Here is a 24495-nt window from a genome sequence, read left to right on the forward strand (position 1 = left end):
CCTCATACGATCCGGGACGCCCGCCCCTGCCAATACCGTTCGCGGATACGCTTCTTGTACAGCTTCCCGTTCGGGTCACGCGGAAGGACGTCGAATTCGATTGTGCGCGGGCACTTGTAGCCCGCGAGGTGGGTTCGGCAATATTCGATGAGCTCGGCCGCCAAGTCGGATCCAGCGGTGACGCCGGGGGCCGGCTGCACGACGGCCTTCACCTCTTCGCCGAACTCGTCATTGGGCACCCCGAACACCGCGGCGTCGACCAGCTTGGGATGCATCACCAGCAGGTTCTCGGCCTCTTGGGGGTAGATGTTCACCCCGCCGGAGACGATCGTGAACGTCGACCGGTCCGTGAGGTACAGGTAGCCCTCGTCGTCGACGTAGCCCATGTCACCCAGCGACCGCCAGCCGCGGTCGTTGGATACCGACGCGGTCTTGGCCGGGTCCTTGAAGTACTCGAACTTCGGCCCGCCCTCGAAGAACAGCTCACCGGTCTGCCCGATCGGAACCTCGTCCCCGTCGTCGCCGACCACGTGCACCGGAGACATGGGGATACCCACCGAACCCGGGTGGGCCAGCCACTCGTCCGGCCCGATCGTGGTCCCCGCGAATCCTTCTGTCCCGCCGTAATACTCGTGGATGATCGGACCGAACCAGTCCATCATCTGCTGCTTGACGTCCACCGGACACGGCGCCGCCGCGTGAATCACGCACTGCAGGCTCGACACGTCGTACCGTCGGCGTACCGACTCGGGCAGCTTCAGCATCCGGACGAACATCGTCGGCACGAACTGCGCGTGGGTGACCCGGTGCGTCTCGATCAGCCGCAGCACGTCTTCGGCGTCGAACTTGCGCATGATGATGGCCGCGGCGCCAACACGGTTGACCGCCATCGTGTAGTTCACCCCGGCCGCGTGATACATCGGCGCGGGCGACAGGTACACGCTCTGGGCGGTCATGCCGTATTTGTGGATCAGCGCCAGCTCCAGCACCGACTGCGCCCACGACCCGTTGCCGTCAGTTGGCAACGGTCGGCGAACGGCTTTGGGCCGCCCGGTGGTTCCCGACGAGTACAACATCTCCGACCCGTCCGACCGCGGCGGCGCTTCGCCGGCCGCCGCCAGGGCATCCTCGTAGGACTGCCAGCCCGCCAGGCCGCCACCGACCGCGATGTGCACGTCGACGCCGGCGCTGGCGGCACGCAGATGCGCCGCGAGATCGGCCATCGCGGCGTCCACGAACACCGCCTTGGCGTCGGAGTCGTCGATGACGTACGCGACCTCGTCGGGGGTGAAGTGGGTGTTTACCGCCGTGTAATAGAGCCCGGAAAGCTGGCAGCCCCAGGTGATTTCGAAGAACTCCGGCCTGTTCGGCAACACCAGGGCCACCCCGTCGCCGGGACGCAGCCCCGCATCGTGCAGGGCCGCCGCGACCCGCCTGCTTCTGGCGAAAAGCTCGCCGTAGGACATCACATCGCCATCGGACATGATCAGCGCCGGCGAATCGGCGGCGCTGATCGCATGATCGGCGATGTTCACGACTACGAAGCCGACGCGCCGTCGCTCGACGCGGCCGCCGCCGCCTGGCGCCGGGCATGCTCGGACGGCAGCACCTTATCCTTGAACACGGTCTGGATCAGCTGCTGCACGTCCTTGCTGATCGAGGCGAGCGCGACAAGGTCGTTGGAGCTCTGCCAGTGCACCCGCATGCCCATCAGCTCCCAGGCCCGCTTCAGGTTGGCCTTGGTGAGCATCAGCGTCGTCAGCGGCGCCTGGGCGATGTGCCGAGCGATCGCGTCCACGCGGGCGTCGAGGTCTTCCTTCTTGACCACCTCGTTGACGAGCCCGACCTCCAGGGCCTTCTTGGCGTCGATCACCTCGGCGGTGAACAGGTAGTAGGCCGCGCGCCGCCAGTTCATGAACACCCAAGGCTCGATGGAACATTCACCGGACGGCATCCCGAATCCCTGCAGCGGCGGGTATGAGAAGTAGGCGTCTTCGGAAGCGATGACGATGTCGGTGGTCAGGCCCATGTGCGTGCCGCCGCCGACGCAGTAGCCGTGCACCTGAGCGATGGTGGGCTTGGAGAACTCCCACAGGTTCAGGGTCGGCTTGACGAACAGATCCGACTGCGCCTTCCACGGGTGGCCGGTCACCATCGCGTTCTCCACGAACGACGGATAGTCGACGGCGTTGTTGCCGATCGCGTGTCCGGAGCAGAAGCCCTTGCCGTTGGCCTTGAGTACCAGCACCTTGATGTCGTAGTCGCGGTCGGCGTCCAGGAGCGCCGCGTCGACCTCCTCGGCCAGTTTCTGGTCCTGCGCGTTGGCCTTCTCCGGCCAGTTGAGGGTGATCTTCGCGATCGGACCATCCTTCTGGTAGATGATCCGCTCGCGAGTTTCGTTGAGGTCCATATACTTTTACCCTTCCTGAGTGATGACGCCGATTTCCGCGCCGATGTCGTAAGTCGTGCCGATCTCGCCGGTCCATTGCAGGGTGCCCGATGCGCCGGCTTCGATTTCCTGTTCCACCTTCTCGGTGGCGATGGTGAAGATCGGTGTGCCTTCCTCGACGTGTTCGCCGGCCGGCACGAGCAGGCCGGTCAACTCGGCCTCGGAGACCGCGACCGACACCCGCGGGATGCGAATGGTGAAGTCAGCCACGCGCACCCGCCCTCTGCAACGTTCGCTGCGCGGCGGCGACGATGCGCTGCGGCGACGGATAGACCTGAGCCTCGAGCGTGGCGGCGGCGGGATTCGGCACGAACCTCGCTGCCACCCGCTCGACGGGCGCCGCCAGCTCACCGAACAGCTCGGCCTGCAGGATCGCCGCGACCTCCGCTCCGGGCCCAGCGAATTGCACTGCATCGTGGACGATTACGGCGCGCCGGGTTCGCCGGACGGATTCGACGATGGTGTCGACGTCGAGCGGCACCAGCGTGCGCAGGTCGACGACCTCGGCGCTGACGTTCTGGCCGGCCAGGGTTTCCGCGGCGGCCAGCGCGTCGTGCACGGGACGGCCGTAGCTGATCAGGGTCACGTCGTTGCCGGACCGCTTGATGTCCGCCTGGCCCAACGGAATCCGGAAGGCGGGGTCGACGGGCACCGGGCCCTTCTTGCTCTGCAGCCGCACCGTTTCGACGAACAGGCACGGGTCGTCGTCGAATATCGCCGAAGCCAGCAGGCCTTTGCCGTCCCACGGTGTGGACGGCACGATCACCTTCATGCCGGGGATGTGCATGAACCAGGCCTCGAGACTCTGCGAATGCGTTGCGCCGGTGGCCAACCCCGCGTAGACCTGGGTGCGGATGGTGATCGGCGCGGTGGTGCGCCCGGCGGTCATGAACCGCAGCTTGGCGGCGTTGTTGATCAACTGGTCGGCGGCGATCCCGATGAAGTCCATGATCATGATTTCCGCGACCGGCAGCATCCCGTCGATGGCCGCACCGATGGCGGCGCCGACGATCGCGGCCTCCGAGATCGGGGTGTCCAGCACCCGGTCGTGGCCGTATTTCGTCGACAATCCCGCGGTCGGACCCGAGGCGCCCGGGTCGGCGATGTCCTCACCGAGCAGGAACACCCGGTCATCGGCCTGCAATGCCTGATCCAGCGCGAGGTTCAGCGCCTCGCGCATCGTCATCTCTTTGTCGTCCATGGCTTTATACCGGGTACCTGATCGAGGTTGCGTACACGTCGCGGTCGAGTTCGTCGGCCGACGGCGACTCGGCATTCATCACGATCTGCAGCGCGGCTTCCACTGCCGCCAGCGCCTCGCCGTCGATGCCGTCCAACTCCGCCTCGGTGCAGAGGCCGGCCTCGGCGAGGTGTGCGCGGAACTTCGGCACCGGATCGGCGTCCAGCGCCGCGGCCAGTTGTTCCTTGGGGATGTACGGCATCCTGTCACCGAAGTAGTGGCCGCGGAAGCGGAATGTCACGCACTCGACGAACGTCGGCCCGCCACCGGCGCGCGCCCGCTGAACTGCCTCGTCCAGAACGGCTTTCACCGCCAGCGGGTCGTTGCCGTCGACCCGCACACCCGGCATGCCGTAACCGGCGGCCCGGTCGGCGACCTGCTCGATCTTCATCGTGTCGCCGGTGGGCGTCATCTCGGCATAGAGGTTGTTCTGACAGACGAAGACCAGCGGAAGGTCCCACAGCGCGGCCATATTCGCGGCCTCGTGAAACGAGCCGGTGTTCGTCGCGCCGTCGCCGAAGCTGACCACCGTCACGCGGTCGAGCCCTTTACGCTTGGCCGACATCGCCAGCCCCACCGCCACCGGAGGCCCTGCCCCGACGATGCCGGTCGACAGCATCACGCCGTTCTCCGGTTTGGCGATGTGCATGGTGCCGCCCTTGCCGCGGCTGGCCCCGGTGACGCGTCCCATCATCTCGCCGTAGATCTCTTCGAGCGGAACGCCTTTGCCGATCAGGTCGTGCAGGCCGCGGTAGGTGGTGACGAGTTGGTCGTCGGCGCGCAGCGCGACACCCATCGCGGCGGCGATCGCCTCCTGGCCGCGCGACGGCCAGTACACGCACATGAACTCTCCGGTGCCGATGCCCTTGGACAGCCGGTCGTCGGCGGCCTTCATCAAGACCATCAGCTCATAGAGCCGTCTCTCGAGCACAGCAGTCACTTTGTGTAGGAGCCAATCTCCCGGTACACCTTGGGAATTGGCGGCGGGTTGTCCATACTGAGATACTGCAGCGACGACATCTTGCCGCTGGCCCCGAGTTCGCCGAGCTTCTGCACCACCCCGTCGAGGTCATCGCAGTCGAGTTCGTAGATGGCGACGAACGGACCGTTCCCGTCGGTCGGCGCGAACCGGCGCGCCGAGACGATGCCGTCCACCGAACAGATCTCGGCAAGGTGGGTGTCGTTGTACCAGTCGTGGTACTCCTGCTCGAGGTCCGACGAGACCGGCATGGTCTGCAGGTAGATGACGCCTTTGGGCACTTTCGGATCTCCAATTCGCTTGCGCTGCAGTTTGGTTGATTGATCTGGGCTTAGCCGCCCGACCACGGCTTCACTTTCAAGAAGCCGCCGCCGTCGACGCGGAGTTGCTGGCCGGTGACGTAGCGCGCGGCGTCGGAAGCCAGAAACAACACCGCCTCGCTGATGTCTTCGGGTTCGACGTAGGGAATCGGCATTGCCTGCACCAACGGGAAAACCGGTTCGGCATCCTCGCGGGTCGGGTTCGGCAGGTCGGGCCGGAACGCCCGGTACATCGGCGCGCTGTGCAGCATGTCGGTGTTGACGTTCGTCGGGTGCACGGCGTTCATCCGGATGGAGAACGGCGCCAGCGCTCGAGCGAAGTCGTTGACGTAGTGCGCGGCAGCGATTTTCGCGAAGGCGTACCCGGCGCCGCCGGGGCCGCCGTCGATGCCGGTGGTGTTCATCGACGACATGAAGGCCGCGTTGGAGCCGATCACGATGATCGACGCGCCGGACTCCAGGTGCTTGAGGCTGGCATGCACCAGGTTGAGCACGCCACCCAGATCGACGTCGACGGCGTCGGCGAACGCCTGCGGCGGCAGTCCCGCCGTCAGCGGGCAGATGCCGGCATTGGCGACCACGATGTCGAGATGACCGAGCTCGGCGACGCCGCGGTCGATCGCGGCCGACAGCGCGGCGCGGTCGCGCACATCGGCGATCTCGGTGTGGACGCGCTGACCCTCCTTCTCGACCAGCCGAGCGGTCTCGTCCAGGTCTTCCGGCCGGGCCAGCGGGTACTCGTTGGTCTCGATGTCTTCGCAGAGGTCCACCGCGATGATGTCGGCGCCCTCGGCGGCGAGTGTCCGCGCATGCGACCGGCCCTGGCCTCGCGCGGCCCCGCTGACGACCGCGACCTTGCCCGTCACTCTGCCCATGGCCGATCCTTCCTCATGTGCTCGCCGAACGCGACCTACATTGGCGCTCAAGACATTCGATGAGGGAGCCGGCAGCTGCGGCGGTCATAGTGGGCGCGACAGAGGCGCTGACCCGACCCACGATTGGGCCCGGATGAGCGTTCAACTCCATCGCTTCTCTTCCACGACGCTGCGTCATTGCAGGACAGGCTGACGAAAATCTATACTATCTATTCTACTAAAGATAGGAAAGACACCGGAAAGGTGCTGGCACAGCCGGTCACGGCCCATCCTGTACCCTGCCCTCGAATGCCGACTGGTAGAGGGGAAGCTGATGACTTCTGGCGTCGAGCAACGGGAGTTTCAGGCCGAGGCGCGACAACTCCTGGATTTGATGGTCCACTCGGTCTACTCCGACAAGGACTCTTTTCTGCGGGAGTTGATCTCCAACGCCTCTGACGCGCTGGACAAGCTACGTATCGAGGCCTTCCGAAACAAAGATCTCAATGTCGACACCTCTGATCTGCACATCGATATCGAGGTCGACTCCGCGGCGCGCACCCTGACCATCCGCGATAACGGCATCGGCATGACCCGCGCCGAAGTGGTCGATCTGATCGGCACGCTGGCCAAGTCCGGGACGGCCGAACTACGCCAGCAGCTGCGGGACGCTCAGAACCTGAAAGACTCAGCGGTGTCCGAGGAGCTGATCGGCCAATTCGGCATCGGCTTCTACTCCACCTTCATGGTGGCCGACAAGGTCGAACTGTTGACGCACAAGGCGGGCGACAGCGAGGCCATCAAATGGGAGTCCAGCGGCGACGGCACCTACACCATTGCCTCCGTAGAAAACGCCCCGCAGGGCACGTCGGTCACGCTGCATCTCAAGCCGGTCGACGCCGAGGACGCGCTGCACGACTACACCTCGGAATGGAAGCTACGGACGCTGGTCAAGAAGTACTCCGACTTCATCGCCTGGCCGATCCGGATGGAGGTCGAAAAGCGCTCAGAAGTCGACGGCGAAGAGACCGTCACCAAGGAGGTCGAGACCCTCAACTCGGGCAAGGCGCTGTGGGCGCGGCCCAAGGACGAGGTGTCCGAGGAGGAGTACAAGGAGTTCTACAAACACATCGCGCATGCCTGGGACGAGCCGCTCGAGGTCATCTCGATGAAGGCCGAGGGCACGTTCGAATACCAAGCGCTGCTGTTCATTCCATCGCGTGCCCCGCTCGACCTCTACGAGCCCGACGCCGCCATCGGTGTGCAGTTGTACGTCAAGCGTGTCTTCATCATGGGCGACTGCGACCAGCTCATGCCCCGATACCTGCGGTTTGTCAAAGGTGTCGTCGACGCCCAGGACCTGTCGCTGAACGTCTCCCGCGAGATCCTTCAACAGGACCGGCAGATCAATGCGATCCGGCGCCGCCTGACCAAGAAGGTGCTGTCGACCATCAAGGAGCTGCAGACCGAGCGGCCCGACGACTACCGCACCTTCTGGGGTGAGTTCGGCAAGGTCCTCAAAGAAGGCCTGATGCGGGACTTCGACAACCAGGAGACGCTGCTGGAGGTGTGTTCGTTCGCCTCGACCCACAGCGAGGACCAGCTCACCACGCTGGCCGAATACGTCTCCAGGATGAAAGAGGGCCAGCGACAGATCTTCTACGCCACCGGCGAGTCCCCCCAGCAGATTCTCAACACACCGCACCTCGAGGCGTTCAAGGCCAAGGGCTACGAGGTGCTGCTGCTCTCCGACACTGTCGACGAGATCTGGCTGGGTTCGGTGACCGAGTTCGACGGCAAGCCGCTGCAGTCGATCGCGATGGGCGACGTCGACCTCGACACCGAGGAAGAAAAGTCGGCGCACGAAGCCGAACGCAAAGAGCAGGAAGAGAACTTCGCCGACCTGCTGACGTGGTTGACCGAGACGCTGAGCGACCACGTCAAGGAGGTGCGGCTGTCGACCCGGCTGACGGACTCGCCGGCCTGCCTGATCACCGACGCTTTTGGCATCACCCCGTCGCTGGCCCGCATTTACCGGGCCACCGGCCAGGACGTCCCGGTAGGCAAGCGGACGTTGGAAATCAACCCGACCCATCCACTGATCACCGGCCTGCAGCAGGCCCACAAAGATCGCGGCGACGATCCGGCGAACGGCGAGACGGCCGAATTGCTGTACGGCGCAGCTCTTCTCGCAGAGGGCAACGCGCCCGAGGATCCGGCCCGGTTCGCCGAACTGCTGACCAACCGACTGGCCCGCACCGTCTAGCGGTCGGCTTTGCCGTGCTTGACCTGGTTGAACGGCACGCCGCGGTCGGCGGCGTACTCGCGCGGGAAGTTCAGCACCCGCTCACCGATCACATTGCGTGCCAACTCGCTGGTGCCACCGCCGATGCAAACGGTCTGACGGGACAGGTAGCGAAGGCCGGTCTCCAAGCCGTCTCCCTCGGCGCCGACGACCCCGGCCGTCCCGGTGATCGCCAGCCCGGCGTCCATCTCCAAAGTGACTGTCTCGGCGTGGAATAGCCGCAGCAGCGTTCCGGCGGCGGGCGGCAACGAGCCGTCGTTCACACGGTGGAACACATGCGCGCCGAGTTGGTCGCTGACCGCGCGGTGTACCAGTGCACGCCCGGCCATCTCTTGCAGCCGCTCGTTGTCGGACTGCCCGATCTTGGCGAGCAGCCGCGCGTAGTTCACCGGCATCGAGCGGCCGCCCTCGCTGCCGCTGCCGCTGGCGAATTCCGAGCTCATCCCGACCGCGCGCCGCTCGTGGTACAGCTGGCGCGACGCCACCGACCACCCGTCGTTGACCTCGCCGACCACCGCATCGTCACCGACGTCGACGTTGTCGAGGAACTCCTCGCAGAACTCCGTCGACCCGTTGAGTTGGGTGATGCGCCGCAACGTGATTCCGGGATGCTTGATCGGCACCAGGAACATCGTCAGACCGTCGTGTTTGGGCACATCCCAATTCGTGCGGGCCAGGCACAGGCCGTAGTCGGCGCTGAAAGCGCTGGTGCTCCAGGTCTTTGCGCCGTTGAGCACCCAGCGGTCCCCGTCCCGCTCGGCACGGGTGAGCACGCCGGCAAGGTCTGAACCGCCGCTCGGCTCGGACAACAGCTGGACCAATACCTCGTCGCCTCGCAGCGCGGCACCGATGTGTTGGCGCTTCTGGTCCTCGCTGGCGGTGTCCAGCAACGTCGCACAGCAGATGGTGAAGGTCGGCGTGTTGAGAATCAGCGGCATCTCGTAGCTGAGGCTCTCGTCGTTGAACGCCTTCTGGTATTCGTAGTCCAGGCCCAGCCCGCCGTACTCGCGGGGAAAACAGATACCGGCGAATCCGCCTTCGTAGAGCCGCTTTTGGAGTTCACGGGCACGCTGCCAGCAGCGCTCCTCGTCGCGGTGGGCCGCCGGTGGATGCGCCGGGTCGATCGGCGGCATGTTCTCGGCAAGCCAGGCTCGCGCCCGCGCCCGGAACTCGTCGATGGTCTCGGTGTCCGTCACGGAGCCGGCTGTCTCGGTCATCACGCCGACCTCGGCGGCTGTCCCGCGTCCTGCAGCGCGTACACCCGAAGGTTGTGCTCCTCCGGGGTGCCGAACATGGAGCGGTACAAGGCAGCTCGCCGTAGATACACGTGCAGGTCGTGTTCCCAGGTGACACCGATGCCGCCGTGCATCTGCACGCAGGCCTGGATGATTTCTCCTGCCATTTCTCCGACGTAGGACTTGGCGATGCTGGCCGACAAGGACGCGTCGGCCGCGCGCGTCGAGATGGCCGTGACCGCCGCCGCGGTCGTGGCCCGGCACGCCTCCAGCCACATCTTCATGTCGGCGAAGCGGTGTTTGAGGGCCTGATAGGACGCCAGCGGACGACCGAAGCTGTGCCGGTCGAGCGCCCACGCCACGGTGAAGTCGAAGACGGTCTGCAGAATGCCGACCACCTCGGCGCACTGCAGCACCTGCGCGATTTGGCTTTGGCGGTCGATGTCGGGCATGCCTCCGAGTGCCGCGGCGCGGTCGACCGCGACGCCGTCGAACTGCACGCGGGCGTATTGCTTGACCATGTCGACGGACTGCTGCGGCTCGATGTGCACGCCGGGGGCGTCGGTGGGAACCAGGAACTGCTGGACGCCGTCGTCGGTGCGCGCGACCACGAGAAGCAGATTGGCCTGCGCGCCGGCTTCCACCCGGTCTTTGACGCCGTCGATGCGATACCCGGAGTCGGTTGCGGTCGCGGTGACCGTCGGCTCGTGCGGGGCCCAGCCCTGTCCCGGCTCGTACACGGCCCACGACGCGACCGTCTCGCCGGCGATCAGCGATTCGATGGTCTCCGCATGCGCTTGCGGCTCGGCCGATTCCACCAACGCGGCCAGCACCACGCTGACCGGAAACAACGGTCCGGGAGCCACGGTCTTGCCGAGTTGCTCGGCGACCATTGCCAAGTCGGCGAACCCGTCACCGGAGACGCTGCCGCCGCCGAGTTCCTCGGGGACCAGCAACGCCGTCCACCCCAGTTCGGCGGCCCGCTGCCACCAGGCCGGCTCGAACGCGATGCCCGCAGAGTGCAACTCCCGCACCCGAGTCAGCGGAACCTCTTTTTGCAGAAAAGCTTGGGTGGTGGAGGCGAAGAGTATCTTTTCGGGGGAATCGACGGCAGTCATGCTGTTGGCGAAGACCTTCCTGACCGTGCGTCCCAATCGCTGGTCGCTGGTGACCCGATGGTAGCAATGAGCAATACCGTAAGAGATACCGGAGTGCAATCGATAATGACTGTGAGGAGCCGCGCGCGCCATGGCTGACGCCGACGAAGAGTCGCAGGACGCGGCCAAGGCGAAGTTGGATGCGATCGCGCTGGCCGAGCAAGCCGAGGCGGAGGCCGCCGAGGCCGAGGCCCTCGCGGCGGCAGCCCGCGCCCGCGCCAAGGCCATCAAGCTGCGGCGCGAGGCGCAGAGCAAGGCGGCCGAGACGGTCGAGACCCCGGAAGCCGACGAAGCCGAGGCGCAGCCGGCGCAAACCCCGGAACGTGAATCGACCCCCCAGCGGCGGGTGAACGTGCCACTGGCCCTGTCGGTTGCCGCGATCGTCGGCATCGTGGGATTCCTGGCGGCCAGCGGCTGGATGTTCTGGGAGCACCGCACCGTCGTGCAGAACCGCGAGCGCGCCGCCGCCTACGTCGCGACCGCGCGACAAGGCGTCATCAACCTGACATCGCTCGATTACAACAAGGCCAAGGAGAACGTGCAGCGCGTGCTGGACACCGCCACCGGCGAGTTCAAGGACGACTTCCAAAAGCGCGCAGAAGATTTCGAGTCTGTCGTCAAGGATTCCAAGGTGGTGACGGAAGGATCTGTCGCAGCGACGGCGGTCGAATCGATGACCAAAGACTCCGCGGTCGTTCTGGTGCTGGCCAACGAGAGCGTCACCAATATCGCCGGCGCCAAAGACCAACCGCGGACCTTCCGGTTTCGCGTGAGCGTGGTGCACGACGGCGACGACCTGAAGCTGTCCAAAGTGGAGTTCGTGCTGTGAGCGACGACAACACCACAACAGACCTCGAGCCGACCGAAGGCGTCGAGATCGACAAGCCGACCGACAGCGCGGAAGACTCGGTGAAAACCGATACCTCCGACGACAAGAGCACCGGCGAGGTGCGGCGCCGGGCCACCGCCATCCCAGTGGTGCCGCTGGTATTGCTGCTATCGCTGTTGGCCGCCGCCGGACTGGCCGGATGGCTGTACTTCACGCAGTACCGGCCCGACCAGCAGACGGACGACGCGGTCGCGCAGCGCGTTGTCAACGCGGCGAAGGAAGGAACCGTGGCCCTGCTGTCGTACAAGCCCGACACCCTCGACCAAGACTTCGCCGCTGCGAAATCTCACCTCAGCGGCGACTTCCTGAACTACTACAACGACTTCACCAAGCAGGTCGTGACGCCGGCCGCCAGAACGAAAGGGGTGACGACCACCGCTCAAGTGATGGGCGCGGCCGCGTCCGAACTTCACCCTGACTCGGCGACGGTGCTGGTCTTCGTCAACCAGGTCACGACCAGCACGGAGCGACCGGATCCGTCGATGGCGTCCAGCACCGTGAAGGTCACGCTGACCAAGGTGAACGGCCAGTGGCTGATCACCAAGTTCGACCCCGTCTAGACGCGCTCCCCGGGCAGGGCTTTGACCGTCGACGGCAGCCCATACAACGCGGTGGCGTTGCCGCGCATGATCCGCTCCCGCTGCGCGGCGGGGAACCGGTTGATCGCGTAGGTCGGCGCGTCGTAACTCCAATGCGGATAGTCGGTCGAGAACATCAGGTTGTCGCCGAGGTCCATCATCTCGAGGTACTCGCGGAACTGTTTGACGTCGGTGTCTTCCAGCGGCTGCGTGGTGAACCGGACGTGTTCGCGGACATAGTCCGACGGCCGGCGCCGCACGTGCGGCAGGTCGCCGCGCCGCGCTTCCCAGATCCGGTCCATCCGCGACATCACCGGCATGGCCCAGGTGAAGCCGCCCTCGACGAACACCACCCGAAGGCCAGGGTGCCGGTCGAAGGCGCCGTCGAACACCAGGCTCATCAAATGCGAGACGTACAGCAGCGGCCACGACGCGAAAAAGTCGTGCCAGTGCGCCGGATTGCCGACCGGGTAGATCGGAATCAGCTCGAACGGTGTCTGCCCCATCAAGTGCGTGGCCACCGGTAGCCCGTTGGCCGAAGCCGCCGCGTAGAGCGGATCGAAATGCGGGTTGCCGAACGGGATTCCGCGCGTCTGCGGCGTCATCAAGACCTGCGCCATGTACGGGTGTCCCGCCCACCGCTGAATTTCGCGGGCGGCCAATTCGGGCGCCTGGGCGGTGACGCTGATCGATCCTCGCCAGCGGCCGTGGGCGTTGTTGCGGTCCAGCCAGACGTCCGCCAGCCAGTCGTTGTAGGTGGCCTTCAGCACGTGCTCGGCCTCCGGCAACTGCGCATCGCACATCGGCTCCAGCGTGGCGATACCGACTCCGGCGTCGACGAGCAGTTGTTTGGCGGCATAGTCGGGATCGGTTCCGGCGAAGCCGCCGCCGGGCGGCGCCGCGTCGACCCGCATCGACATCGTCTTGTACGAGTCAGGAGTGTCGTAGAAGTGCGGGAGCGGCGTGACCGCGTTGCCGGTGGGCCAGATCTTGTCCACCCACTCCGGCGGCGCATAGGACTTGAGCACGTCGGTCGAGACCGGCATCGGATGCACGTCGGTGTCGACGATGGCGACCGCGATCTCTTCCTCGGTGTGCGGTTCGGCCCGCTCGATGATGGTCATCGGATGCTCCCTTCCATCGGGGCGGTGAGTCCGTAGAGCTGGGAGGCGTTGCGCCACAGCACGTTGTCGCGTTGTGTGCTGTCCAGTCCGCCGGCGGCGTCCTCGGGTGGGAACGAAGACCAGTGCGGGTAACCCGATCCGTACATCAGCAGATCGGCCTTTCCGGAGAACTCCATCCAGCGCTGCATCTGACCGAGATCCGTTGGGCCGTCGAAGGATGACGTGCAGAACCGGACGTGGTCGGGCAGGTAGTCGCTGGGATAGCGATCGACCCAGGGCGTCTGATCGCGCATCGACAACCAGAAGGTGTCCAGCCGCCACATCAGCGGGGTCAGGATGTCGTATCCCCCGTCGGCGAAGACGAACCTCAACCCGGGATGGCGCCCGAACGTTCCCTCGACGATCAGCGTCGCCAGGTGGACGAAGTAGTTCAGCGGCATGAACGCCGCGTAGCCCGGATAGGTGCCGGCATGGCCGGCGAATGTCGGCGCATAGTCGACGCCGTTGCCGCCGTTGATGTGTACGGCTACCGGGAGCCCGTGCGCGGCGGCGGCCTCCCAGATCGGCTCGAACATCGGCTTGCCGTATGGCTCGCGGGATTGCAGCGGGACGCCCACCTGCACCAGCTTGGGGTGCGCGGCGAGGCGTTCGATCTCGGCGACCGCGCCGCGGGGATCCTCCGGGTTGACCCGGATGGTGCCGCGGAAGCGGTTCGTGGTGTCCGGTTCCAGCCAGCGGTCCAGTAGCCAGTCGTTGACCGCGGCGCAAATGCGGCTGTTGAGCAGATAGTCGGCGATGTTGCCGCGGGTCAACGGGTTCAACACCGCGTAGTCGACGCCGGCTTCGTCGAACAGATGCCGGGCGACGGTCTCGCGGTCCGATCCGGGATAGTGCTCGCCGTAGAGGTCCTGGCGGTAGTTTCCGCCCGGCGCCTGGTACCACTGAGGCTCGACGTCGGGGATGGACCGCAGTTTGTGCGCGGCCGGCAGATAGCGCCGGATCTCGGCGTTGTAGCGAAAATGCGGCTGGACATTGGTGTCGATGATCATGCGGTGAGGTACACCTTTCCGTCGGCGACGTCGACGTCGTAGGTGCGGATCCGTCGCTTGGGATCGGCCACGTTCTGTCCCGTCGTGACATCGAATTCCCAGTTGTGCCAGGGGCATCGGACGATCTGCCCGTCTTTGATCCGACGTACACCACCGGGTTCGTCCGGGTCGAATTCGTTGGTGCCACCAATCAGGCCCTCGCACAACGGCGCGCCTTCGTGGGAGCAGTAGTTGACGATCGCGTGCAGCGACCCGGCAACGTTGTACACCCCGACCCCGAACTTGCCGACATCGACGAGTTTCATCTCGCCGGGCGGCAAGTCGTCGAGCGAGCACACGAGTCGACGTTCAGCCACAGTTAATACTGTCCTCGTTACGGTAACCGCCACAAGCCATTGGGCTTCGTTGCTATTTATACTATGATAGCGAAATTCCCGGTCACGAAGGAGCGGCAATGACGCTGCGCACCGAAGTATCAGATGTTGGGGATCAACCGGTCGTCCTCGACACCACTGGCCAGACCAGCCCCTACCCGTACTTCGAGTACATGCGGCGCACCGATCCGGTGTTCCACGGCAGTTTCATGGAAAACGATCTGATGCCGCCGGAGCTGAAGCCGGACGACGAATGGGTGCTCTTCGGTTACGACGGGGTTCATCAGGCCTTCCGCGAAGAGAAGTCCTTCACCTCGGCCGCCTACGCCAGGACGATCGGGCTGGTGATGGGACACACCATCCTGGCGATGGAGGGGAAGGAACATCACGACCATCGCAGCCTGGTGGCCAAGGCCTTCCGGGCCACGGCGCTGGAGCGCTGGGAACCGTCGGTCATCGGGCCGGTCTGCGATCGACTTGTCGACGAGATCAAAGCCGATGGGCACGCAGACTTGGTCAAGGCGCTGACGTTCGAGTTCCCCACCCGGATCATCTCCGAGCTACTCGGGCTGCCCCGTGAAGATCTCGACACGTTCCGGCGGCTGTCGCTCGGCCTGATCTCGATCCAGACCGACATCGAGGCGGGATTGATCGCCGCGACCGAGTTGCACAGCTACTTTTCCGACCAGGTTGAGCAGCGACGCAGGAAGCCGACCGATGACATCATCGGCGATCTGTGCACCGCGGAAATCGACGGCGAGAAGCTCGACGACGAAGCGATTATCGCGTTCTTGCGGCTGCTGCTACCCGCCGGACTGGAGACCACGTACCGGTCGTCGGGCAACCTGCTCTATCTATTGCTGACCCATCCCGAGCAGTTGGCGATGGTGCAACACGACCGGTCGCTGATCCCCGCCGCCATCGAAGAAGGGTTGCGGGTCGAGACCCCACTGACCATGGTGATGCGCACGACGACGCGAGACGTCGAAATCAGCGGCACCACAGTCCCCGCGAACGCACAGGTCGACTTGTGTATGGGATCCGCCAACCGCGACGAGAGTCGCTGGCCGGATGCCAACACCTTCGACATTCAGCGGCCACGCCAGCCGCACATCGCGTTCGCCGGCGGCATCCACATGTGTCTGGGAATGCACTTGGCGCGCTTGGAAACCCGAGTGATGCTGAACAGCCTCCTGGATCGGGTGGAGAATCTCAGGCTCGAGCCCGACGACGAGACGCGGATCGTCGGCGTGACGTTCCGCTCGCCCAACAGCCTGCCCGTGACCTTCACCCCGGTCTCGTGAAAAGCCGCGCCGCGATCCTGCATGACGTCGGCGGGCCTTGGTCTGTCGAGGAATTCGAGTTGGATCCCCCGAAGGCCGGCGAGGTTCTGGTCAAGATGGCCGCCGCCGGTCTGTGCCATTCCGACGATCACATCCTCAAGGGCGACATGTCCGCGCCCAACGAGGTGATGAAGTCGATGGGGCTACCGAGCATGTTCCCCACCATCGGTGGGCATGAGGGTTCGGGCATCGTGGTCGAGGTCGGAGACGGCGTCACCGAGTTCGCACCGGGCGACCACGTGGTGATGTCATTCGTGGCGGTCTGCGGCCAATGCCGTTGGTGCGCAACCGGAGCCGAGTACATCTGTGACGCCGGCATCGGCACGATGATTCCGGGCATGCCCACCGACGGCACGTTCCGCCATCACACCGCCGACGGACGCGACCTCGGACACCTCGCCAAGGTCGGCACCTTCGCCGAACACACGGTGGCCTCCACCCGGTCACTGGTGAAAATCGAGCAGCATCTTCCGCTGGCGCCAAGCGCGCTGCTGTCGTGCGCGATCCCGACCGGATACGGGTCGGTCTCCAACCGCTCCAACATGCGGGCCGGCGACACCGTCGTGGTGATCGGCGTCGGCGGGATCGGCACGGCCGCCATTCAGAGCGCGCGGATCAACGGGGCCGCGCAGATCGTCGCCGTCGATCCCGTTGAGTTCAAACAGAAGTCGGCCTTGCGGTTCGGCGCGACGCACAGCGCGGGATCGGCCGAGGAGGCAATGGATCTGGTACGGGGCCTGACCGACGGCGTGATGGCCGACGCCGTGGTGGTATCGCCGTCGTTGATGGCGCGTGAAGACGTCCGCGATGGGGTGGCGCTGACCCGCAAGGGCGGCACCTGCGTGCTGACCGGGATGACGTCGCAGCTGACCCACTCGGTCAAGATCAACTTGCAGGAATTCATCCTGATGAACAAGACGCTGGCGGGCACGATCTTCGGCTCGTGTAACCCGAAGGCGGACATCGACCGGCTGGCCAAGCTGTATCAGAGCGGCCAGCTGTTGCTCGACGAGATGATCACCAGGCGTTACCGTCTCGACGACATCAACGATGCCTACGCCGACCTGCTGAACGGTGAAATCGTCCGTGGAATTATCGATTTCGGGGTGGCCTGACCTACACTCGCCAGCCCTGGTTCTCGTCCACGGCGGCGAGCACTCGGCTGACTGCTGGGATCTGGTTGTCGACGAATTGCGCCGTCTGGCACTGGAATTGCCGGTGTTGGCCGTGGACATGCCGGGCCACGGCGGGACTCCCGGGGATCTGACCACGGTTGGCATCGCCGACTGCGTGCGATCGGCGGTCTCGCAAGTGGACTCGGCGGGTCTTGACCAGGTGATCCTGGTCGGGCATTCGCTGGCCGGGTTGACGGTGCCCGGCATGGCGGCCAAGCTGGGATCCGCGCGGGTGCGGGAGATGATCCTGGCCGCCGCCTCCGTGCCCGTGCAGGGCACCGCCATCGTCGACACGCTCGTCGGACCGTTGGCCTGGTATGTCCGCCGGGCGGTTCGTTTACGACGGCCCCCTTCGGTCACACCCGATCTGTTGAGCCGCTTGATCTTCTGCAATGGGATGACGCGGGCGCAACGCCGGTTCACGCTGTCGCGGATTCACCCTGAGGCAACGACGCTCATCACCGAGGCGGTCGACCGCAGTGATCTTCCCGCCGACATTCCGCGGACCTGGATCCTGACGCTGCGTGATCACGCCCTGTCCCGCAGCACACAGTTGCGCAGCGTCGCCGCGCTCGGCGGCGTGCAGACGCTGATTCCCATCGACACGTGTCACGACCTGATGATCACCGAGCCCCGCCGGCTGGCCGAGATCCTGCTCGACCGGTGCCGGTTGTATTCGTGACCCGCTAGCCCGCCTCGGCGACTGTCCCTCGACCCAAATCACTTGTGCCACTTTAGTTTCACGTGTGGACAACTTTCTGCACGTGTCGGTCCGAGTGGCTATAATTCGAACATGCGTTCGAGTAGTCGTGAGGAGATCGTCGAGGTCCTCGACGCGCTCGAGGACGACTACAAGCGCGCCTTGGATTTGACGTTCGATGCGCTGACGAGCCCCGAGCGGCTGGCTGTTTTGGAGCGTTGGGAACGGTTCCGGCGCTGGCAGCCCGCCTTCGAGCATGCCTTGCTCAATGAACTGACTCATATTGAGACCAGTGAGTTGGGCGGGAAACTGGCTCCGGTGTTGGCGGATCGTCTCCGGATAACCCGGGCCGAGGCCTCACGGCGGGTACATGAGGCGGCGGAGCTCGGTCAGCGGCGCTCGCTGAACGGTGAACCCCTAGATCCGGTGTTGCCCGCGACTGCTGCCGCGCAGCGCAGTGGCGACCTCGGCGCCGGGCATGTCGCGGTGATCCGGTCGTTTTGGCAGCGGATTCCCGACTTCGTCGACATCGAGACCCGCGCGCGAGCCGAAGCGCAACTGGCCCGGTTGGGTCGCGAGCACCGCCCCGACGAGCTGGCCAAGCTAGCCGACAAGCTGATGGACTGCCTCAACCCCGACGGCGACTTCACCGACGTCGACCGCGCCAAACGCCGCGGCATGACGATTGGCCGCCAAGACCTCGACGGGATGAGCCCGATCAATGGCTGGCTGACCCCCGAAGCTCGCGCCACCCTCGACGCCGTCTTCGCCAAGCTGGCCGCACCGGGTATGTGCAACCCCGACGATGAAACCCCTTGCGTCAGTGGCACACCGTCACAAGAAGCCATCCAAGGCGACACCCGCTGCGCCGCCCAACGTAATCACGACGCCCTCGTCGCGGCCGGGCGCGCCCTACTGACCTCCGGCGATCTCGGGCAACACAACGGCCTGCCGACATCGATCATCGTCACCACCACGCTGCAGGAGCTGGAGAAGGGCGCTGGGCGTGGCCTGACCGCCGGCGGCACGCTACTGCCGATGTCCGATGTCATCCGCCTGGCTCAGCACGCTCATCACTACCTGGCGATCTTCGACCACGGCAAAGCGCTGGCGCTGTATCACACCAAACGCCTGGCCTCACCAGCGCAACGAATTGTGTTGCACGCCAGGGACCGTGGCTGCACCTTCCCCAGCTGCGACGTCTCGGGCTATCAGTGCGAAGTCCACCACGACGACCCCTACCGAACCAACCCGATCAGCGACGTCAACCACATGACCCTGACCTGTCACCCCAACCACGCCATGACCGAACAAGGCTGGACCACCCGCAAAAACAGCCGCTACCAAACCCAATGGATCCCACCACCCCACCTCGACCGCGGTCAACCGAGGGTCAACACCTACCACCACCCGGAAAAACTGCTACGGGCAGACGATGACGACCCCGACTAGACTCAGCGCAGCGAATAGCGGACCGGTAGGTGCTTGAGTCCACCCACGAACGTCGTCGCGACGAACTCTGGATCACCGGCCAGCTCAATCGATTTCAGCCGCGGAACTAACTCCGAGAAGAAGCTGCTGACCTCCATGCGGGCCAATGCCGCGCCCAGGCAGAAGTGCACGCCGTATCCGAACGCCAGATGCTTGTTAGGGTCGCGGCCGACATCGAAGCGGAACGGGTCGGTGAAGACATCCTCGTCCCGATTGCCCGACACATACGAAAGCAGCACCGACTCCCCCGCCGCGATCGGCACGCCACGCACCTCCGTGTCCTCGCTGGCGGTTCGCATGAATTCCTTGACCGGAGTGGCCCATCGGATCATCTCTTCGGTGGCAAGTGGCATCAGCTCAAGGTTGTCGCGCAGCCGGTGGAGCTGATCGGGATTCTCGACCAGGGCCTGCAGACCGCCGGAGATGGTCGCGCTGGTGGTGTCATGGCCGGCCGTCGCGACGATCAGGTAGTAGGACACCGTCTCGATATCCGACAGCGGCTCACCGTCGATGCGGGCGTTGGCGATCGCGGATGCCAGGTCTTCGGTCGGATGCTCCCGACGCGCCGCGGTGACGCCGTTGAAATAGTTGAACATGTCGAAAAGAGCCGGTATTTGATCTTCGTTGTTGCTACCGCGCTTGAATTCGCTGTCGTCGCTTCCGAACAGCTCCTGGGTGAGCTTGAGCATGCGAGAGAAGTCGGCCTCCGGGATCCCCAGCAGCGACATGATCACGTACAGCGGGTAATTCACCGCGACCTCCTGAACGAAGTCGCATTCCGGCCCCACCGCGAGCATCTTGTCGACGTAGTTTTTCGCCAGCTCATCGACGCGGACTTTCATCGCCCGCATCGCCTTGGGCCGGAACCAGTCCGCGCCGATCGCCCGCACCACGCGATGCTGTGGGTCGTCGAGGTGGATCAGCGTGCGAACTCCAGCGGCGGCCTGCAGCTCGTCGCCTTCGGTCGTCGTCAACACCGGGCGCGGCCAGTTGGTGAACAGCACGTTGTTGCGCTCGATGTCCATGATGTCGGCGTGCTTGGTGATCGCCCAGAACGGCTTGTAGTCTGGCACCTCGACCTTGGAGACCGGAGCATTCGCTCGCAAATGCGCCAGTGCCGCATGCAATTTCACCTCGTCGGTGTAGGCCTGCGGGTCGGCAAGCACCTTGCCGGCGTCGTCTATCGTCGGTGTGCTCATCGGCAGCTCCTCATTGGCGCAACTCGGTCAGCACCGCTTTCACGGTGTCGGTGGAAAGGGTGCGGGGAAACGTCGGCATCACCCGGTCGATGACGCCGTCGCAGCGGTCCTTGAGCGCGGCCGCGAGCTTGTCTGTCGTCGCGACCACCGCAAAGGCATTCAGCATGTCGTCGTCGATCAGCGTCGCCATCGGGTCCCATTCGCCCTGCCGCGACAACCGGTGCAGTTCGTCGGCCACCTCCCCCCAGCCGTGTAGCTCAAGGACTTTGCGATACGCCGGTGTCGAGCCGTAGAACGCAATCTGCTTGCGGACACCGGCGGCGCCGGCACTCATTTCGTCTTCGTCGTTTCCGGTCACCACGAAGACCGGGCACGCCACCTGGAACGCGCCACGATCGCGACCGGATCGCTGCAAGCCGCGTTGCACCGCGGGCAGGGTGACGTCGTGCAGGTACTGCCGGGTGGTGAAGGCATGGGCCAGCAGACCGTCGGCGACCTCGCCGCACATGTCGGTCAAGGCCTCGCCGACGGCGGCGATAAAGATCTTCGGAGCCACCCAAGAGGCCGGCGGCTCAGGGGTGAACATCGGCGTCATCAGCTTGTGGGTGTAGAACTCCCCCTCGAATCGCAGCGGGGTGTCGTCATTCCATGCCGACCAGATCGCATGCAGCGCAAGCACGAACTCGCGCATCCGGGCGACCGGGTGGCTCCACGGCATGCCGAATCTTTTCTCGATGTGCGGCTTGACCTGGGTGCCGAGTCCCAGGATGAAGCGGCCGCGCGAGTACGTCTGCAGATCCCAGGCGACGTTGGCGACGGTCATCGGGTTGCGCGCGAACGCCACCGCGATGCTGGTGCCGAGTTCGAGTCGCGAGGTGTGTTCGGCGCCAAGCAGCAACGGAAAGAACGGGTCATGGTTGATCTCACCCGTCCACGCGGCGTCGTAACCCAGGTGCTCGAGTTCGCGTGCCAACTCCGGCACTCGCGCCAGGTCGGTGAAGATGCCGCCGTCGACCCTCAGGCCGGCCGGTCGCGTTGAGCGTGACGGCGTCATACTCGTGAAGCTACAGTAAGCAATTCGGTAGGGTCAATGACTACTGCAGGGCGAGCGGCAAAAGCTCTGCGGCACAGCCGTTTCGTCAACACTTCGGCAATCCGAGCCGGGCGTTGTCCCATGTCAGAATTCGGCCGGCGGGCACGAACCGCAGAAATGCCTGCTGGGCGTAGAAAGCTTGAGCCTTGGCGGGCAGGGCACCGGCGGCGGGCCGGTACGCGGCGTACTTGGCGTTGACGGCATCCTCAATGCGGGCTTTCTCAGCATCGTCGTCGACCACCTCGATTCGCCCCGTGAGATGCACGCCGCGCAGGTCGACGTACTTCTGCCCACTCTCGACCAGAAATGACGCCCGCGGATCATGCCGGATACGCGCGACCTTCTTGGTGGTGGCCGGAGTCGTCAGCACCACCGTGCGATCGTCGACCGCGAACCACACCGGAAGCGCGATCGGCACACCATCGCGGCGAAGCGTGGTCAGAATTCCGGTATGCGCCGATTGCACCGCCTCCCACGCCTCGTCTTCCGTCAGCCGGATACCCATCGCACCGCCTCTCGCCGTCTGCCTCCCGCAGACGCTACAGTAAGCACTTCAGTAGATGCTCGCCGACGAAGGACGTGCCGATGACGAAACTCCCCGACTGGGAGGAAACGCTCGACGACCTGGCCAGTCGCCGCGAGCGCACGCGGGCGATGGGTGGTCCGGAGCGGGTTGCCAAGCACCGCGGCAAAGGCAAGCTCGACGCCCGCGGACGCATCGAGCACCTCCTCGACCCGGGGTCGTTTCGCGAAATCGGCACCATGGTCGGCGGTGAGACCGCGGCGGACGGCATCGTCGTCGGTTCCGGATTGATCAACGGATCGCCGGTCATGCTCGGCGCCGAGGACTTCACCACGCTGGCCGGCAGCATCGGACCCGGTGGTAATTCCAAGCGCTACCGCATCGCCGAGTTGGCGCTGCGCGACAAGATTCCGCTGGTGATGTTGCTGGAGGGGGCGGGTTTTCGGCCGACCGGCGGACACTACGGGCGTTCTCCGACCGACCTACTCGCTCAGGCGCAATGCTCGGGCAGGGTGCCGACCGTTGCCGCGGTGCTGGGCCCCTCGGCAGGACACGGCGCGCTGGTGGCTCCGGTCTGCGACTTCCGGATCATGAGCAACCAGGGCGCGATCTTCACCGCCGGACCGCCCGTCGTCAAAGAGTCGACCGGCGAGGACATCTCGAAGGAAGACCTCGGCGGCCCGGATGTCGCTCTGCCCAGTGGGGTGATCCACAACGTCGGCGAGGACGACGAGTCCGTGCTCGACGACATCCGTCGTTACCTGTCGTATTTCCCTTCTAGCGCATGGTCTTACGCGTCGCCGCTGCCCGCCGACGAGAACGCCAAGCCACGGGCGACTCCCGAATTGGTAGAGATCGTCTCGCGCGACAACCGCCGGGTCTATGACATGCGTTCGGTGCTCGATGTCGTGTTCGACCGACCGGACTGGTTCGAAGTGCAGCCGCGGTTCGGCAGGGCGATCATCTGCGCGCTGGCCCATCTCGGCGGGCATCCGGTGGCGGTGGTGGCCAACCAGCCTCAGGTGCTGGCAGGTTCGATCGACGCCGACGCCGCCGACAAGGCAGCGCATTTCATCACCGTCGCCGATTCGTTCCATCTCCCGATCGTGTTCCTCGCCGACAATCCGGGCATGTTGCCGGGCAGCCGCTCGGAACGCAGCGGCGTACTGCGGGCCGGCGGCCGGATGTTCGTCGCGCAGACGGTGGCCACCACCGTCAAGTTGCACGTCACCCTGCGCAAGGCATACGGCTTCGGCTCAATGGTCATGTCGCTGTTGAGTTTTGACGGTCAGGGCGCGACGTTCGCCTACCCCGGCGCGACGATGGGCGCGATGAGTGCGGCGGCGTTGAGCAAGGCATCGCACGCCGGCGAGGACCTCACCGCCAAGCTGCGCGACGCGGAACTGCAGGCGTCGTATCGCTCCGCCGAGCACATGGGGTTCGACGAGTTGATCGACCCACGCGAGACGCGTGACGCGTTGCTGGGAGCCCTCACGCGCGGGTTGTCGAGCCGGCAGGTGGTGCCCGAGCCGGTGGCCCGCACCGCGATCATGCCGTAACCACATCCATTCCAAAGGGACCTCAGTAGATGTAGTTTTCGCCGCTGGCACGGACTGTCACGTCGCTGATGTTGATGCCCCACGGTTGGTCGATGACGTGGACGACCGCATCGGTCAGGTCATCGGGAGTGATCAGCCAGTAGCCGACGGAGTCGACGTCCGTCTGCTCGGGTCGAAGAGAGCCGGTCAACATGTTGCCGGCATTTTCGAAGAACTGAGCGGCTTTGTGCCCGACGATGCCGACGGCCGCCGCCTCGTTGACAACCCCGCTGGCCAGATTGGTTCCGAGTACGCCGGTCGGTTTGACCGTAGTCACCTTGATCTTGCCCTGCGCCTCTATCCGCAACGAGTCCGAGAGCACGGTGACGGCCGCCTTGGTCGCGCTGTACACGCCGGAGCCCTCGGTCCCGGCATTGCCGTAAATGGATGCGATGTTGACGACCTGACCGCGGCCCTGGGCGATCATCGTGTCGTAGACGGCCGAGATTCCGTTGACGACGCCTTTGATGTTGATGTCGATTGCCTTGTGCCACTTCTCCCATGCGGCTTCGTGGTCGGCGAAGAACGCCAACGGCATCACGCCGGCGTTGTTCACGATCACGTCGATGCGGCCGTAGGCGTCGACGGCGTGCCGCGCCGCGGCCCGCATCTGGGCCATGTCGGCGACGTCGGCCACGTGGGCGGTCGCGTCATGGCCGGCGGCGCGGACGGCGTCGACGACAGCGTTCAGCGCGTCGACGCTGACGTCCACGCCGACGATCTTCGCGCCGCCCGCTGCGCACTTCTGCGATATCAACGCGCCGAAGCCACTGGCGGCGCCCGTCACGATGATGACCTTGTCCTGCAGATACGTCGACAT

The 24495-nt window shown here is 65.1% G+C and carries 24 protein-coding genes; 8 read left to right on the forward strand and 16 right to left on the reverse strand.

The features are described 5' to 3' along the window. Positions 1-2: 2 nt before the first annotated feature. Genes A5658_RS04080 through A5658_RS04110 form a run of 7 tightly spaced genes read right to left on the reverse strand, consistent with a single transcriptional unit; the run spans position 3 to position 5863 of the window. Positions 3-1535, reverse strand: coding sequence for an acyl-CoA synthetase (locus A5658_RS04080; RefSeq protein ID WP_067331433.1), 1533 nt, complete (start codon positions 1533-1535; stop codon positions 3-5). Positions 1536-1537: 2 nt separating this feature from the next. Beyond that, positions 1538-2410: an enoyl-CoA hydratase-related protein gene (locus tag A5658_RS04085; protein WP_067331435.1), complete on the reverse strand. Its 873-nt coding sequence runs from the start codon at positions 2408-2410 to the stop codon at positions 1538-1540. A gap of 6 nt (positions 2411-2416) precedes the next feature. Beyond that, on the reverse strand, positions 2417-2659 hold the full coding sequence (locus A5658_RS04090) for a lipoyl domain-containing protein (RefSeq protein WP_067331613.1): 243 nt from the start codon (positions 2657-2659) through the stop codon (positions 2417-2419). After that, positions 2652-3650 carry an alpha-ketoacid dehydrogenase subunit beta gene (locus A5658_RS04095; RefSeq protein ID WP_067331437.1) on the reverse strand — a complete coding sequence of 333 codons (999 nt, stop codon included), beginning with the start codon at positions 3648-3650 and terminating at the stop codon, positions 2652-2654. Before A5658_RS04095 ends, A5658_RS04090 begins: the two co-directional genes overlap by 8 nt. Positions 3651-3654: 4 nt before the next feature. Then, a complete protein-coding gene (locus tag A5658_RS04100) occupies positions 3655-4593 on the reverse strand; it encodes a thiamine pyrophosphate-dependent dehydrogenase E1 component subunit alpha (RefSeq protein WP_082992940.1) in 939 nt (312 codons plus the stop codon). 32 nt (positions 4594-4625) lie between these two features. Next, positions 4626-4949, reverse strand: a complete 324-nt coding sequence (locus A5658_RS04105; protein WP_067331615.1) for a DUF4286 family protein — start codon at positions 4947-4949, stop codon at positions 4626-4628. Positions 4950-4999: 50 nt separating this feature from the next. After that, positions 5000-5863: a mycofactocin-coupled SDR family oxidoreductase gene (locus A5658_RS04110; protein ID WP_067331441.1), complete on the reverse strand. Its 864-nt coding sequence runs from the start codon at positions 5861-5863 to the stop codon at positions 5000-5002. Between the two features lie 313 nt (positions 5864-6176). On the opposite strand from A5658_RS04110, the gene htpG reads away from it, so the two are divergent. After that, positions 6177-8108: a molecular chaperone HtpG gene (htpG, locus tag A5658_RS04115; RefSeq protein ID WP_067331443.1), complete on the forward strand. Its 1932-nt coding sequence runs from the start codon at positions 6177-6179 to the stop codon at positions 8106-8108. Here htpG and A5658_RS04120 read toward each other — a convergent pair. Continuing rightward, positions 8105-9364, reverse strand: a complete 1260-nt coding sequence (locus A5658_RS04120) for an acyl-CoA dehydrogenase family protein (RefSeq protein WP_197503037.1) — start codon at positions 9362-9364, stop codon at positions 8105-8107. The two genes, htpG and A5658_RS04120, sit on opposite strands and share 4 nt — an antisense overlap. Continuing rightward, on the reverse strand, positions 9364-10500 hold the full coding sequence (locus A5658_RS04125; RefSeq protein ID WP_067331620.1) for an acyl-CoA dehydrogenase family protein: 1137 nt from the start codon (positions 10498-10500) through the stop codon (positions 9364-9366). The genes A5658_RS04120 and A5658_RS04125 overlap by 1 nt, the downstream gene beginning before the upstream one ends. Positions 10501-10630: 130 nt before the next feature. Here A5658_RS04125 and A5658_RS04130 point away from each other — a divergent pair, with 130 nt between their 5' ends. Further along, the gene (locus A5658_RS04130; protein ID WP_067331446.1) at positions 10631-11368 is read left to right on the forward strand and encodes a hypothetical protein; all 738 of its coding nucleotides are present in this window, start codon (positions 10631-10633) and stop codon (positions 11366-11368) included. After that, positions 11365-11988, forward strand: a complete 624-nt coding sequence (locus A5658_RS04135) for a hypothetical protein (RefSeq protein WP_156751249.1) — start codon at positions 11365-11367, stop codon at positions 11986-11988. The genes A5658_RS04130 and A5658_RS04135 overlap by 4 nt, the downstream gene beginning before the upstream one ends. Here A5658_RS04135 and A5658_RS04140 read toward each other — a convergent pair. From A5658_RS04140 to A5658_RS04150, 3 genes are read right to left on the reverse strand one after another with little or no spacing between them, the layout of a single operon-like run. Then, on the reverse strand, positions 11985-13130 hold the full coding sequence (locus A5658_RS04140; RefSeq protein ID WP_067331449.1) for an amidohydrolase family protein: 1146 nt from the start codon (positions 13128-13130) through the stop codon (positions 11985-11987). The two genes, A5658_RS04135 and A5658_RS04140, sit on opposite strands and share 4 nt — an antisense overlap. Further along, complete coding sequence (locus A5658_RS04145; RefSeq protein WP_067331451.1) at positions 13127-14179, reverse strand: amidohydrolase family protein; 1053 nt, start codon at positions 14177-14179, stop codon at positions 13127-13129. The genes A5658_RS04140 and A5658_RS04145 overlap by 4 nt, the downstream gene beginning before the upstream one ends. Beyond that, complete coding sequence (locus tag A5658_RS04150) at positions 14176-14535, reverse strand: Rieske (2Fe-2S) protein (protein WP_067331453.1); 360 nt, start codon at positions 14533-14535, stop codon at positions 14176-14178. The genes A5658_RS04145 and A5658_RS04150 overlap by 4 nt, the downstream gene beginning before the upstream one ends. Positions 14536-14633: 98 nt before the next feature. On the opposite strand from A5658_RS04150, the gene A5658_RS04155 reads away from it, so the two are divergent. The 4 genes from A5658_RS04155 to A5658_RS04170 all read left to right on the forward strand — a co-directional run bounded on the left by A5658_RS04155 (position 14634) and on the right by A5658_RS04170 (position 19223). Next, positions 14634-15857, forward strand: a complete 1224-nt coding sequence (locus tag A5658_RS04155) for a cytochrome P450 (RefSeq protein WP_067331455.1) — start codon at positions 14634-14636, stop codon at positions 15855-15857. Continuing rightward, entirely contained in the window at positions 15854-17011 is a 1158-nt protein-coding gene (locus A5658_RS04160; protein ID WP_067331458.1) for a Zn-dependent alcohol dehydrogenase, read from the forward strand. The genes A5658_RS04155 and A5658_RS04160 overlap by 4 nt, the downstream gene beginning before the upstream one ends. Further along, on the forward strand, positions 16983-17753 hold the full coding sequence (locus A5658_RS04165) for an alpha/beta fold hydrolase (protein ID WP_231997204.1): 771 nt from the start codon (positions 16983-16985) through the stop codon (positions 17751-17753). The genes A5658_RS04160 and A5658_RS04165 overlap by 29 nt, the downstream gene beginning before the upstream one ends. Positions 17754-17864: 111 nt before the next feature. After that, positions 17865-19223: a 13E12 repeat family protein gene (locus tag A5658_RS04170; RefSeq protein WP_067331460.1), complete on the forward strand. Its 1359-nt coding sequence runs from the start codon at positions 17865-17867 to the stop codon at positions 19221-19223. A gap of 2 nt (positions 19224-19225) precedes the next feature. On the opposite strand, the gene A5658_RS04175 is transcribed toward A5658_RS04170, so the two are convergent. The 3 genes from A5658_RS04175 to A5658_RS04185 form a co-directional block, all read right to left on the reverse strand. Further along, the gene (locus tag A5658_RS04175) at positions 19226-20461 is read right to left on the reverse strand and encodes a cytochrome P450 (protein ID WP_067331462.1); all 1236 of its coding nucleotides are present in this window, start codon (positions 20459-20461) and stop codon (positions 19226-19228) included. Between the two features lie 10 nt (positions 20462-20471). Continuing rightward, positions 20472-21515: an LLM class F420-dependent oxidoreductase gene (locus tag A5658_RS04180; RefSeq protein WP_067331464.1), complete on the reverse strand. Its 1044-nt coding sequence runs from the start codon at positions 21513-21515 to the stop codon at positions 20472-20474. Positions 21516-21600: 85 nt separating this feature from the next. Next, positions 21601-22059: a pyridoxamine 5'-phosphate oxidase family protein gene (locus tag A5658_RS04185; RefSeq protein ID WP_067331467.1), complete on the reverse strand. Its 459-nt coding sequence runs from the start codon at positions 22057-22059 to the stop codon at positions 21601-21603. Positions 22060-22139: 80 nt separating this feature from the next. Between A5658_RS04185 and A5658_RS04190 the strand changes: the two genes are divergently transcribed. Next, positions 22140-23636: an acyl-CoA carboxylase subunit beta gene (locus A5658_RS04190; protein WP_067331469.1), complete on the forward strand. Its 1497-nt coding sequence runs from the start codon at positions 22140-22142 to the stop codon at positions 23634-23636. A 22-nt stretch (positions 23637-23658) separates the two neighbouring features. On the opposite strand, the gene A5658_RS04195 is transcribed toward A5658_RS04190, so the two are convergent. Next, entirely contained in the window at positions 23659-24495 is an 837-nt protein-coding gene (locus tag A5658_RS04195) for an SDR family oxidoreductase (protein ID WP_067331471.1), read from the reverse strand.

The organism is Mycobacterium sp. 1245111.1, assembly GCF_001673405.1.
Classification (GTDB): Bacteria; Actinomycetota; Actinomycetes; order Mycobacteriales; family Mycobacteriaceae; genus Mycobacterium.